Annotated in this window: 9 protein-coding genes; 8 read left to right on the top strand and 1 reads right to left on the bottom strand. The window is 66.4% G+C overall.

Translation table 11 applies throughout. From position 1 onward, the window contains the following. Positions 1–145: 145 nt before the first annotated feature. The 3 genes from ACWHY3_RS18745 to ACWHY3_RS18735 all read left to right on the top strand — a co-directional run bounded on the left by ACWHY3_RS18745 (position 146) and on the right by ACWHY3_RS18735 (position 5,241). Positions 146–1,786 carry a dihydrolipoyllysine-residue acetyltransferase gene (locus ACWHY3_RS18745; RefSeq protein ID WP_448127247.1) on the top strand — a complete coding sequence of 547 codons (1,641 nt, stop codon included), beginning with the start codon at positions 146–148 and terminating at the stop codon, positions 1,784–1,786. A gap of 61 nt (positions 1,787–1,847) precedes the next feature. Then, complete coding sequence (locus tag ACWHY3_RS18740; RefSeq protein WP_448127246.1) at positions 1,848–3,680, top strand: protein kinase domain-containing protein; 1,833 nt, start codon at positions 1,848–1,850, stop codon at positions 3,678–3,680. Positions 3,681–3,894: 214 nt separating this feature from the next. Beyond that, positions 3,895–5,241, top strand: coding sequence for a sodium-dependent transporter (locus ACWHY3_RS18735; RefSeq protein ID WP_087720150.1), 1,347 nt, complete (start codon positions 3,895–3,897; stop codon positions 5,239–5,241). Between the two features lie 298 nt (positions 5,242–5,539). On the opposite strand, the gene ACWHY3_RS18730 is transcribed toward ACWHY3_RS18735, so the two are convergent. Beyond that, positions 5,540–5,728 carry a PA3496 family putative envelope integrity protein gene (locus ACWHY3_RS18730; protein ID WP_332779912.1) on the bottom strand — a complete coding sequence of 63 codons (189 nt, stop codon included), beginning with the start codon at positions 5,726–5,728 and terminating at the stop codon, positions 5,540–5,542. Between the two features lie 200 nt (positions 5,729–5,928). Between ACWHY3_RS18730 and hexR the strand changes: the two genes are divergently transcribed. The 5 genes from hexR (at position 5,929) to ACWHY3_RS18705 (ending at position 13,163) form a co-directional block, all read left to right on the top strand. Further along, positions 5,929–6,786 (top strand): transcriptional regulator HexR, encoded by an 858-nt coding sequence (gene hexR / locus ACWHY3_RS18725; RefSeq protein WP_071230489.1) that lies wholly within the window; start codon positions 5,929–5,931, stop codon positions 6,784–6,786. Between the two features lie 195 nt (positions 6,787–6,981). Beyond that, positions 6,982–7,593, top strand: coding sequence for a translesion DNA synthesis-associated protein ImuA (gene imuA / locus ACWHY3_RS18720; protein ID WP_448127245.1), 612 nt, complete (start codon positions 6,982–6,984; stop codon positions 7,591–7,593). Next, positions 7,544–9,112, top strand: coding sequence for a Y-family DNA polymerase (locus ACWHY3_RS18715; RefSeq protein ID WP_448127244.1), 1,569 nt, complete (start codon positions 7,544–7,546; stop codon positions 9,110–9,112). The genes imuA and ACWHY3_RS18715 overlap by 50 nt, the downstream gene beginning before the upstream one ends. After that, on the top strand, positions 9,109–12,384 hold the full coding sequence (locus tag ACWHY3_RS18710) for an error-prone DNA polymerase (RefSeq protein ID WP_332779915.1): 3,276 nt from the start codon (positions 9,109–9,111) through the stop codon (positions 12,382–12,384). Before ACWHY3_RS18715 ends, ACWHY3_RS18710 begins: the two co-directional genes overlap by 4 nt. A gap of 182 nt (positions 12,385–12,566) precedes the next feature. Beyond that, positions 12,567–13,163 (top strand): ZapG family protein, encoded by a 597-nt coding sequence (locus ACWHY3_RS18705; RefSeq protein ID WP_087720145.1) that lies wholly within the window; start codon positions 12,567–12,569, stop codon positions 13,161–13,163. Positions 13,164–13,171: the final 8 nt, after the last annotated feature.

Below are 13,171 nucleotides of genomic sequence, written 5' to 3'. Positions count from 1 at the left end.
ACGAAAAGTCGGCGAGCGATGACCAGACAAGGCAAAAATCAGCGAAAAGACGGAGTTTACGGGATGTAAATGAGTACTTTGAGCTGGTTTTTAACGCCGTATGGCCGAGCACAGGCAGTTTTCGTACAAAGCCGAGGAGGGTGAGATGAGCGATTTCCTACTACCCGATATCGGCGAGGGCATCGTCGAGTGCGAAGTGGTGAAGTGGCTGGTCAGCGAGGGCGATACCATCGCCGAGGATCAGCCCGTCGCCGAGGTCACCACCGACAAGGCGCTGGTGGAGATTCCCGCCCCCGAGGCCGGGCGCGTCACGCGGCTCTACGTTCGCGAAGGCGAAACGGCCCGGGTTCACGCGCCGCTATTTGCCATCGAAAGCCTCGACGAGAGCGCCCGATCCGATTCCGGCGCTCGATCCGACCCCGGTACTCTATCCAATCACGAGGCTCGGCCACCCGAGCCGATCGCCGCGACCCCCGAAGACGAATCCCCACAGCCGCCCGGACCGAATGCGGACAAGACAGAATCGGCGGCGTCGAAGGATTTCATTCTGCCCGATCTGGGTGAAGGGATCGTCGAGTGCGAGGTGGTGGCCTGGCGGGTCGAGGAGGGCGACGAGATCGCCGAGGATCAGCCGGTGGTCGAGGTCAGCACCGACAAGGCGGTGATGGAGATCACCGCGCCGGAAACGGGCCGGCTGGTGCGCCGGTATTGCCAGCTCGATGAGGTCGCCAGGGTGCATTCGCCGTTGTTCGCGTACGTGCCTCGGGCCGGCGACGGCGATGGCGACGGTGACGCGGGGCATGATTCGGGCGATGCCGGTGCGGCAGCGGAGAGCAGGGCCGGCGCCGGCCAGCGACGCATTCCCGCCAGCCCGGCGGTACGTCGCCGGGTGCGCGAGCTTGGCGTACGCCTCGAGGAGATTCCCGGCAGCGGCAAGGATGGCCGGGTGCTCAAGGAGGACGTGCTGGCATTTCAGCAGCAACAGGAAAAGCGCCAGGAACAGCAGCGCGCGGAACCGCAGGATTCACAGCCGAGAGCCGCAACGCCGGGACGTGGAACGCCAGCGCCGGACGCTGCCTCCGACGAGCGGATCGAGCCGCTGCGCGGTGTGCGTGCGGTGATGGCGCGACGAATGAGCGAAGCGGCCTCCACGATTCCGCATTTTGCCTACGGCGACGAGTTCGACGTTACCGAGCTGCTGGCGCTGCGGGAACGCCTCAAGGGCGATTTCGAGTCGCGCGGCGAGCGGTTGACGCTGATGCCGCTGCTGATGAAGGCGCTGGCCCTGGCGGTGGCGGAGTTTCCGCTGCTCAACTGCCGGCTCAATCCGGCAGCCGATACCATTCACTACCAGGCTGCCTGTCATATCGGCATGGCGGTGGACAGCGCTAGCGGCCTGCTGGTGCCCAACGTCAAGCACGTCGAGCGGCTGAGCCTGCGCGAGGTGGCGAGCGAGGTGGAGCGCCTGACCCGCGCGGCTCGCGACGGGCGGGTCGAACCCGGCGATCTCAAGGGCGGCACCATCAGCATCTCCAACATCGGCGTGCTGGGCGGCACCTACGCCATGCCGATCATCAACGCGCCGGAGGTGGCGATCGTCGCGCTCGGCCGGGTTCAGCGATTGCCGCGCTTCGATGCCGACGGCAACGTGGTGGCGCGATCGATCATGACCGTGACCTGGTCCGGCGACCATCGGGTACTGGATGGCGGCACCATGGCGCGTTTCTGCAATCGTTGGAAGGGCTACCTGGAGGCGCCCGAGACGATGCTGGCCGAGTTGCGCTAGCGGCCCCTTTCATCGGACGACACAGCCAATGACTGAACCTAAACCATGAGTGCCATAGCCTATGGGGGCGGAATCGACGGAGCTGCAGCAGTTCTACATCCCCGAGGAGCAGTCGGTCTATCTGCTCAGCCAGAGCCAGGCGCGGCAGTTGCGGGAGTGGATCGAGCGCTGTCGGCATCAGCTCGCCCAGGTCGGCTACCGGGAGGTCGAACTGATCGGCAAGGGTGCCTACGGGTTCGTCTTCGCGGGCATCGACGGCGCCGGCGACAGCCATGTGTTCAAGTTCACCCGCCAGAACCTGCCGCAGTCTTTTCACGAGCGCCTCGAGGAGGAGGCGTTCATGCTCGAACAGGTCGATCATCCCCTCGTTCCCAGACTGATCGCCTATCGCACCCTGCGCCATCAGGCGATGCTGGTGATGGCGCGCGCGCCGGGCATCAATCTGGAGGAGTTCTCGCTGCGCGAGGGGCGGCTGGCGCCACGCCTGTTGATCAGGATCGCGGCGCAGCTGGCGGACATCCTGCGCACGCTACGCCGTGAATCCGCCGAGGGGCGCGTGGTCGTGCACGGAGACATCAAACCCTCGAATCTGATGTTCGATGCGCGGACCGAGCAGATCGCGCTGATCGACTGGGGCTCCTCGGTCTTCGCCCAGCTCGATGCCGAAGGCCAGTTCCTGTCGCGTAACGTGATGGAGCTGATGTCCGCCGATCTCCAGCACACCAACGCCCGCATGGGCGACGTCTACTATATCGGCGACGAACAGTTGAACGGTGCGTTGTCGTCGCCACGCTTCGATGAGCAGGGCGCCGCCGCGACCCTCTATGCGCTGGCGACCGCGCAGTCCAGCCGCTTCGGCCACGGGACGATCCCGGCAACCTCGCTGGGCCTGCCGATCGAGTTCGCCCGGATGCTGGATGCCATGCTCAGCGAAGACGCCGCGCTGCGCCGTCGGGCCGGGGACTACTTTCTCGAGCATATGCCGCGCATCGCCCGCACCATCATCCGTGAGCCGCAGGCGGCGCCGGAAATCCCGCTGGTGCCGGTGTGGGTGCGCTCGCTGGAGCAGGAGATCGAGACGGTGGTCTACAGCTCGCGCAAGGCGTTTCTGCGCGAGGACGTGCTGCACGATACGTCACTGCGCGGGCGGGACCGCGACGACACCTTGAGCGCAATCAATGACGTCCAGTTCGATCGCTACTACAAGCATTTCATGCAGGGCATGGGCGATCTCGAAAAGGCCTTTCTGGTGGCGGTGGGGCGGCTGGGGAAGTATCCGGTGGTGGGCGGCCTGGCGGTGCGCTGGAGCGAGGCGGGGGTCGAATTCGATACGACCCTGAGTCTCAACGAACCGTCGCTCCGGACGGCCTTCGTCGCGGCGGTGAACAACATGGTCACCCTGGCCCGGGCGATCCGCCGCCGCGATGGCGTGTTCAAGGCTTGTCTGTTCAACGCCCGACGCACCCTGCACATCGATCGCGACGACGCTTCCCGACCGTTCGTGCCCGATCCCGACTGCGCGATTCCCTACGAGGTCAGCCCGACGCCGGAGCTGGAGGACGCCAGCCGCGAGCACTCCTACTTCGAAGATGGCCCGGATCCCGAGGAGTTCCTGCGCCTGCCGCCGGTGATGATCGAGGCGCTGTCGCGACTCAACGCCATTCATCACACCGGCATGATCATCTTCGAGGCGTTGCCGACGCACCTGAAGATCCATAGCTACTACCGCCTGCTCGATCCGGCCCGGGAGCAAGAATTCCGCGGCTGTCTGGAGACGCTGCTGGCGGCGGTGCCGCAGATCGACGGGCTCGGCGTGTCCGGCTACATGAAGATGCCCTACAAGAACACGCGACATTTCGCGCATCGTTCACGGCCGGCCGATACCGGCATGTGAGTTTTCCGGGGCTCGCGCGTCGCAGTGCATCGTGTGTGTTCGTTGCGATTTCAGGACGCTTTTTACCCCTTTTGGCCGATTTCATGGGGCAAACGGGGATGAAACGGACCTGAGTCGTTATAATCCGCGCCGACATGAGAATCCCCTCGCGTGACCGACGCCCGTCATGGAGCGCTGCGGGTTTCCGACAACAGCAATACTCGATGGTGAATTCATGGCCAAGCAATCCCATACCCATGCGCAGTGGTCCTCGCGAACGGCCTTCGTTCTGGCGGCGACCGGTTCTGCCGTGGGTCTCGGCAATATCTGGAAGTTTCCCTACATGGTGGGCGACAGCGGCGGCGCCGTGTTCGTGCTCGTCTACCTGGTGTGTATCGCGCTGATCGGCCTGCCGATCCTGGTGTCCGAGTGGCTGCTGGGCCGGCGCGGGCAGTCCAACCCGATCAATACCATGCAGAAGCTCAGCCGCGATTCGAAGCTCTCGCCGGACTGGGTGCTGGTGGGCATCGCCGGTGTGCTGGGGTCGTTTCTGATCCTCTCGTTCTACAGCGTCGTCGGCGGTTGGTCGCTCAACTACACCTGGAGCACGCTGACCGGCGATCTGGGCCAGTCGAGCGGGGTCGATGTCGGTGACTACTTCACCACGCTGCTGGGCCAGCCGGGCACGCTGCTGTTCTGGCACACGATCTTCATGCTGCTGACGTTCGGCATCGTCGCCGGCGGCGTCAAGGGCGGCCTGGAGCGGGCGGCCAAGTGGCTGATGCCGCTGCTGATCGTGGCGCTGGTCCTGCTGATCGGCTTCGGCGCGACCACTGCCGGCTTCGGCGAGGCGGCCGCGTTCATGTTCTCGCCCGACTGGAGCAAGCTCAACGGCGGCGTCGTGCTCGCCGCGCTGGGGCATGCGTTCTTCACGCTGTCGCTGGGGATGGGGATCATGATGGCCTACGGCTCCTACCTGGGACAGGAGGTCAACCTGATCAAGACGGCGCGCACGGTGGTGATCCTGGATACGGTGATTGCGCTGGGCGCCGGCATGGCGATCTTCCCGGTGGTGTTCGCCAACGGTCTGGACCCGAGCGCCGGCCCGGGGCTGCTGTTCGTCACCCTGCCTCTGGCCTTCATCGACATGCCGTGGGGGCTGGCGTTCGGCACGATCTTCTTCGCGCTGTTGACGGTGGCCGCGCTGACCTCGGCGATCTCGCTGCTGGAGCCGGTGACGGAGTTCCTGGAAGAGCGCACGCCGCTGTCGCGCCTGGGCTCGGCCTTCGTCGCGGCACTGGCGACCTGGTCGCTGGGCATCGCCGCGCTGCTGGCGTTCAACGTCTGGTCCGGCTTCCAGCCGTTCGGTTTCAATGTCTTCGATCTGCTGGACGCGCTCACCAGCAAGCTGATGCTGCCGCTGACGGGGCTGGCCGCCATCGTCTTCACGGCGTGGTTCCTGGATAGCGAAGGCGTGAAGCAGGAGCTGGGCCTGGGGCCGAAGGGCCGGGTGCTGTGGCACTACGTGTCGCGCTATGTGGCGCCGATCGGGGTGATCGTGGTGTTCCTCAACAGTCTTTGAGAAAACGCGATAGCCGACTGCGCTAGGCTCAGCGGTGTTGAGATCAACCTTGGAATGCTCATTTACAACCTCGTAAACTGCGCTTCCTCGGTTAATCTCGCCTTGCTGAGCCGTCGCTCGTAACGGCTCTCATCGTCTTCTCTTGGAAGGCATATGTCGCAGAGCATCGCGTGACAGGTATTCACCCGCCGGGATGAATCTGACGGTCAGGCAGCGGCCGCGGTCCTCTTCGAGGGCGCGGCCGCTGGTCGTTGAGGGCCGGCGAACGGCGGGTGGCGGTGGCCGGCGGCTGCTCGTGCTATTTGGGCAGTTCGGCGATCTCTTCCGCCAGCTGGCGCTTTTCCTGGCGCTGTTCGATACCGCGCCGGGCCTTGAGATAGCGAATGGCGGCCTTGCGCTTGCGTTGTTCGTGTTCGCTGACTTCCAGCGTCATGAAAATCTCGAGAATGTCGCTCTTGAGGGCATGAAGGTGTTCGACGCTCTTCATGATCGAATCTCCTGGCATCCTAAGATCTGTCGGTTTGCGCCCGACATGCATACTATACTCAACTTTACAAGACGATGACGATCCACTTTTTTCATGCTTTCAACGCGCCGTGATGGCGTGTTCCCGCCCGCGTGACTCGGGCATACTGGGCGCCTGATTCCCGACCGAGAAGATCCGATGTCGTCATCCGAGGGCCAGCCATGAGCCGTTCGCTGTTCGATGAATTGCGTGTGCACATGGATCGCCTGCGCCGCTCCGAGCAGAAGGTGGCGCGCTTCGTGCTGCGCAATCCGGAAGAGGTGATCCTGATGCGAATCACCGACCTGGCCAGCGAGGCGCAGGTCAGCGAGCCGACGGTGGTGCGCTTCTGCCGCGCCATGGGCATGGCGGGGTTCCAGGAGTTCAAGCTCAAGCTGGCGCAGATGATGGCGCGGGGAAGCCAGTACGCGCAGTTCACCATGAACGACGGCGACAGCGTGGCCGAGTTCTCCCACGGGATCTTCGACAGCACCATCGAGACGCTCGAACAGGTGCGCGATCAACTGGACAACGAGGCGCTGGGCAAGGCGATCGCGGCGCTGGCGGTGGCCAACCGGGTCGAGTTCTACGGTTACGGCGCCTCGGGGATCGTCGCCGCCGATGCCCAGCACAAGTTCTTCCGACTGCAGATCCAGACTTCGGCCTACTCCGACCCGCACCTGCAGGCGATGTCCGCCGCGACCCTGAAAGCGGGGGACGTGGTGGTGGCGATCTCCCAGACTGGCCGCACCCGGGCGCTGCTCGCCAGCGCCAAGACGGCGGTCAAGGCCGGCGCGACCGTGATCGGCCTGTGCCCCAGCGATTCGCCGCTGGCCCGCGAGGTGACCCTGACGCTGCCGATCGACGTGCAGGAAGACACCGAGGTCTACATCCCCATGACCTCGCGTATCGCCCACCTGTTGACCATCGACGTGCTCGCCGTGGGCGTGGCCAAGAATCGCGGCCCACAGATCACCGATCAGCTCAAGGCGATCAAGCGCAGCCTGGGGTCGCTGCGGGTGTCCAACAACGTGTCGTGACGGCTTCATGGCCGGGAAAACGCCGACTTCGCTCGGCGTTTTTTGTGTCTCTAGTACTGTATATATAGACAGTTATCTTGTTCTGAGTGACACTGGTGGCAACGTTTCAACCGTCCCGGCTACCGTCATGTCGTTACTCGCTTCTCGCTGCTTCCGATGGATATCGCTGCCGCTGCCCGATACGAGGGGTGGCCGATGAGCAGCCTGGAATCCCTGCTCGATAGCCGTCAGGTCTGGCGCGCCCAGGCCGGTGCCGATAGCCAGGGCGGCGAGGCGATCGCCAGCGGGCATGCGGCGCTCGATGCGATCCTGCCGGGGGGCGGCTGGCCGTCGGCCGCGGTCAGTGAGCTGCTGTCGGCGGGCGCCGGCAACGGGGAACTGGCCCTGCTGTGGCCGGTGATCTCGCGGATGACCCGGGAAGGCCGGCCGGTGGTGCTGGTCTCGCCACCGGGCGTGCCGTATCCGGCGGCGTGGCGGCAGGCGGGCGTGGCGCTGGAGCAGTGTCACTGGCTCGACGTGCAGGGTCGCGAAGCGTTGTGGGCGACGGAGCAGTGCCTGCGCGCCGGCTGCTGCGCGGCCGTCGTCGCCTGGCTACCGCAGGCCGATAGCCGTCTCATGCGGCGATTGCAGGTGGCGGCGGCGAGCGGCAACACGCTGGCCTTCGTCCACCGGCCGCTGGCGAAGGTGTCCGAGGCGTCGCCGGCGCCGCTCCGGTTGCGGCTGCACCGCCATGCCGAGCTGGAGATCCTCAAGTGCCGTGGCGGCTTTCCGCCCGCGCGGCGGATCGCCTTCGGCGCCGGAGCGTGACGCCATGCGCTGGGTCTGCCTGCTGCTTCCGCGTCTGGCACTGGAGGGGGCGCTGCGTCGTCGTGCCGACCCCAAGGCGCCCTTCGCGCTGGTCGACGGCCCGGCGCAGCGCCAATGCATTCGCGCTGCCAATCGCGCCGCCCGCGAGCGGGGCGTCAGACCTGGCCAGGCGAGAGGCTTCGCCGAAGCGCTGTTTAACGCGCCGCTTTTTAAGGCGCCCGACGCCGCGCCGCTTTCCAAGGCGCCCAACTCCGCGCCAGATAGGGGTTCTCGATCCGGTTCGAGTCAGCGGCTCGAGACGGCACCGTTCGATGCCGAGGCCGTCGAGCGCTGGCGGCGGCGTCTGGCGAGCTGGGCCTACGGTTTCAGCGCCCAGGTCAGCCTGCACTATCCGCACGCGCTGGTGTTCGAGGTCGCCAGCAGCCTCGATCTGCTGGGCCCCTGGCCTCGGCTGGAGACGCGGCTGCGGGCGGAGCTCGCCGAACTCGGCTTTTCGCATCGGCTGGTGATCGCGCCCAATCCGGCGGCGGCGCGGGTGCTGGTCAATGTCCACGACGGACTGGCGGTGGACGACGCCGGGCTGGAGCCGGCGCTGGCCGCGTTGCGCCTCGACCGTGCCGGGCTGGCGAACATCGATGCCGCTCAGGACATCGTGCAGACCCTCAAACGCAGCGGTTTCCAGCGCCTGGGCGAGCTGTTCGGGCTGCCGCGCAGCGCCCTGGCCCGACGTTTCGGTGGCGGCCTGCTGCGCCATCTGAGCGAGCTGCGCGGGGAGTGGCCGCTGGCGCTGGATTACCATCGGCCCACGCCGCGTTTTTCCCGTACCTTCGAATTCGACCAGCCGGTGCATGCTCTGGCGGGGCTGGCCTTTCCGCTCAAGCGCCTGTTGCAGGAGCTGGCCGCGTTTTTGATGGGTCAGGATGCGGGCGTCGAGCGGTTCCGCCTGACGTTCGAACTGGAGGACGGGCCGGCGCAGGCCGTCGAGATCGGGCTGCTGGCGGTACAGCGCGACCCCGATACCCTGCTCGAACTGACCCGTGCGCATCTGGAGCGCGTTCGTCTCGACGGGCCCGTCGTTGCCCTGACGCTTTCCGCGCCACGCCTGTCGGCCTACGCGCCGGTCCGGCGGGAGCTGCTGGAAGGGCCAGCCCGCCAGGCCCAGGCCTGGGCGGCGCTGCATCAGCGGCTGGTCGCGCGGCTGGGCGAGCCGGTACTCAAGCCGCTGGTCGAGTACCGCGAGCATCGCCCGGAAATGGCGGTGATCGACGGCGCTGGGCCACGGGCGCGTGACGCCAGCGTCGGCCCGGCGCGTCCCGGTTGGTTGACCCCCACGCCCCAGCGCTGCGATGGCGACGTGGCGCAGCTGCTGGCGGGGCCGGAGCGGATCGAAAGCGGCTGGTGGGACGGCGGCGACATCCGGCGCGACTACTATCTGGCCCAGTGGGCCGACGGCCGCCACGCCTGGGTCTGGTGCGAGCCGGGGCGGCAGGGCTGGTATCTGCACGGGTGGTTCGGATGAGCGATGGCTTTTTACAGCGGCCCGACGCTGCCGCCTCATCGCGGCCCGACGCTGCCGCTTCGGACGCCCGACAAAGCCTGGGCGCGGCACCGGACGCCTGTAGCCTAGGCACAGCTTCGGGTGCCTTTAGAGAGCCCTACGCCGAGCTGCACTGTCTTTCCGCCTTCAGCTTTCAGCGCGGCGCGTCGACCGCGGATGAGCTTTTCGAGCGCGCCGCACGGCTCGGCTACCGTGCCCTGGCGATCACCGACGAGGCCACGCTGGCCGGCATCGTACGCGGCTGGCAGGCGGCACGGGAGCATGGCGTCGCGCTAATCGTCGGTGCCGAGTTTCGTACCCAGTGCGGCATCAAGCTGGTGCTGCTGGTGGAGAACCGGCGTGGCTACGAGGCGCTCTGCGGATTGATCACCCGCGTTCGCGGGCGTGCGCCCAAGGGCGAGTATCGGCTGCTCGCCTCGGATCTCGACGAACTCGACGGCGGTGACGGCCTGTTCGCGCTGTGGATTCCGGAGGCAGTGCCGGGCCATGAGATGGATGATCGTGAGGTAAGTGATAATGAGGTGGGCGAGCGGCTGGCACGTGCCTTCCCCGATCGGCTGTGGCTGGCGGTGGAGCTTCACTACGGCTTCGAGAACGGCTGCGATAACGCGGCGCGTCTGGCCCGACTGCAGGCGCTGGCCGCCGAGCTGGGCATTCCTGTACTGGCGGCGGGAGACGTTCACATGCATGCCCGGGGCCGGCGGGCGCTGCAGGACTGCCTCACCGCGATTCGTCACCACCTGAGCGTGTTCGAGGCGGGAGACACGCTGTTCCCCAACGGCGAGCGCCATCTGCGCAGCCGGGATGCGCTATCCGCGATCTATCCCGTTGAGCTGATGGCCGAGAGCGTGGCGTTGGCGGCGCGCTGTGACTTCGATCTCGGCGAGCTGCACTACACCTATCCCCACGAGGTGGTGCCGGAGGGCAAGACGCCGGCCGAGTGGCTGCGCGAGTTGACGGCTCAAGGCTGCGCGCGACGCTGGCTGAATGGTGTGCCCGAGAAGACGGCCGCGCAGATCGACTACGAGCTCGCACTGATCGAGGAGCTCGGCTACGAGCACTATTTCCTCACCGTGCATGACATCGTCGACTTCGCGCGGCGGCAGCACATCCTGTGCCAGGGGCGCGGCTCGGCGGCCAACTCGGCGGTCTGCTACGCGCTGGGAATCACCGAGATCGATCCGTCGCGCACGGCGCTGCTGTTCGAGCGCTTCATCTCCCGCGAACGCGACGAGCCGCCGGATATCGATGTCGATTTCGAGCATGAGCGCCGCGAGGAGGTGATCCAGTACGTCTTCAGCCGCTACGGCCGCCATCGCGCGGCGCTGACCGCCGTGGTCAGCCATTACCACGCCGCTGGAGCGATCCGCGATATCGGCCGGGCACTGGGCTTCGCGCCGGAGCGTATCGACCGGCTCGCCCGCTGTGCCGGGCGCTGGACCGATCATATTCCCGACGAAGCACGGCTCAGAGAGCAGGGTTTCGAGCCGGAAGAGCCCATGCTCCAGCGTCTGCTGGTGCTGGCCGGTACGCTGGTTGGCTTTCCGCGCCATCTCTCCCAGCATCCGGGCGGGTTCGTGATCTCGGATGCGCCGCTGCAGACGCTGGTGCCGGTGGAAAACGCCGCCATGGCGGAGCGCACGGTGATCCAGTGGGACAAGGACGATCTCGATCTGGTCGGGCTGCTCAAGGTCGACGTGCTGTCGCTGGGCATGTTGACGGTGCTGCGACGCAGTCTGGATCTGGTGCGCCTTCACCGCGGTATCGACTACGCGTTGGCGACGATTCCCAAGGAGTGCGCCGAGACCTACGCCATGATCCAGCGCGCCGATACCCTCGGCGTGTTCCAGATCGAATCCCGTGCCCAGATGGCGATGCTGCCCCGGCTCAAGCCGGCCAAGTTCTACGACCTGGTGATCGAAGTGGCGATCGTGCGCCCCGGGCCGATCCAGGGCGACATGGTGCACCCCTATCTCAAGCGGCGTAATGGCGAGGAGCCGATCACCTATCCGTCACAGGCATTCAAAGATGCCTTCGAACGCACTCTCGGCGTGCCGCTTTTCCAGGAACAGGTAATGGCGCTGGCAGTGGAGGCGGCGGGTTACAGCCCCGGCGAGGCGGACCAGCTGCGGCGCTCGATGGCGGCCTGGAAGCGCCACGGCGGGCTCGAGCATCACCGCCAGCGAATCGTCGAGGGCATGCTCGAGCGCGGCTACGAGCTGAGCTTCGCCGAACGCATCTTCGAGCAGATCAAGGGCTTCGGCAGCTACGGCTTTCCCGAATCCCACGCCGCCAGCTTTGCCTTGCTGACCTACGCCAGCTGCTGGCTCAAGTGCCACGAACAGGCGATCTTCGCCTGCGCGCTGATCAACAGCTGGCCGATGGGCTTCTATTCGCCGGATCAGGTACTGCAGGATGCCCGCCGCCACGGCGTCGAGGTGCGGCCGGTCGATATCCGCCAGAGCCAGTGGGAGAGCACGCTGGAGGTTGCCTCTACCAGTACCGGCGAGTTGGCGATTCGGCTCGGGCTGCACATGATCAAGGGGCTCGCCGAGAGCGACGGCCAACGGCTGCTGGCGGCGCGCGACACGCCGGGTTGCGATAGCGTCGAACGCCTGGCGGCACGGTCCGGGGTCAAGCGGGCGGTGCTGTCACGGCTCGCCGATGCCGGGGCGCTGGAGGGGCTGGCCGGAGATCGCCATCGGGCGCGCTGGGCCACGGCCGGTGTCGAGGCTTCGCTGCCGCTGTTTTCCGAGGTCGATAGCGAAGAGGCGTCGCTCGCGCTGCCTGCCATCGAGGTCGGCGAGGCGATCAAGGCGGATTACGCCACGCTCGGTACCACGCTGGGGCCGCATCCGATGTCGCTGCTGCGCCAGCGCTGCCGGGTGGAGGGTATTCGTGGTCTGGGCGGGGTGGTGGATTCCAGGCGTCTCGCCGAGCTGCCGGGGGATATCGGCGTGGCGATCGCCGGGCTGGTGGTCGGGCGCCAGCGCCCCGGCTCCGCCAAGGGGGTGACTTTTCTCACCCTCGAGGATGAATTCGGCATGGTCAATGTCGTGCTCTGGCCGCATCTCGCCGTCCGCTATCGCCGGGTCCTGCTCGAGTCTCGGCTGCTGCGGGTGGTGGGCAAGCTCGAAAGCCAGGCGGGCGTGCGCCACGTGATCGCCAGGCGACTGGTCGATCTCACCGGCCTGCTGGAGGGGCTGAGCACGCGCAGTCGGGATTTTCATTAGTCCGGCTCTCGTCGCACGCGCTGTGGGGCGGTGCGGACGACCGGGAGCGCGATGGCGCGGACTGGCAAAACGGCGTGATCCTGTGATTAGGTAAGGAACCATTGTGCTGCGCTGCCGGTCTTTATTGTGGCGTATTTCGCAGCAATGATTTTCCTTCAAACAACTCAAGAGGCGGCTGATTTATGGAGAGCATTGGCGTAGGGCCCTGGATTGCCATCGCGGTGGCCGTGGGTGCCATCGGGGTACTGGTCGGCTACTGGCTGGGAACCAGGATGGGCGGTCACAACACCGAACCGATGCGCGAGCTCAATCGCGAGCACAATGCCTACAAGGAAGACGTTCGCGAACACTTCGAGCAGGTTTCCGCGACCATGACGCGGATGGTCGAGGACTATCGCGAGATGTATCACCATGTCGCCAAGGGCGCCGAGAAGCTGGCGGACATGCACCATGAAACGGTGATCGAGCCGCCGCCCAAGCCGGAAGCGATCACCCAGGATCTGCGCACCGACGACGAGAAGCGCGACGCGTCGGCTTCCTCGACAGCTTCCAGGGCGGAGCCGTCGGCGACGGCGCCAACGGCTTCCGGTGCGGCGGCGAAGTCTTCCGCATCGCCATCCGCCTCCCCGACGGCCGGCAAGGCATCGCCCGAAACGGCCGCCGGTGGCGAATCCGGCTCGTCGACCGGACGCCCGCAGGATGCGGCGATTCACGCCGCCGCCCAAGATGCCGCCACCGGGCGCGGAAGCGCCCCGGGCAGGGCAACAGGCAGCGCCTGACGCCAGGC

Source organism: Salinicola sp. NYA28a (assembly GCF_976982775.1).
This window is presented reverse-complemented; position numbering and strand designations above follow the sequence as displayed.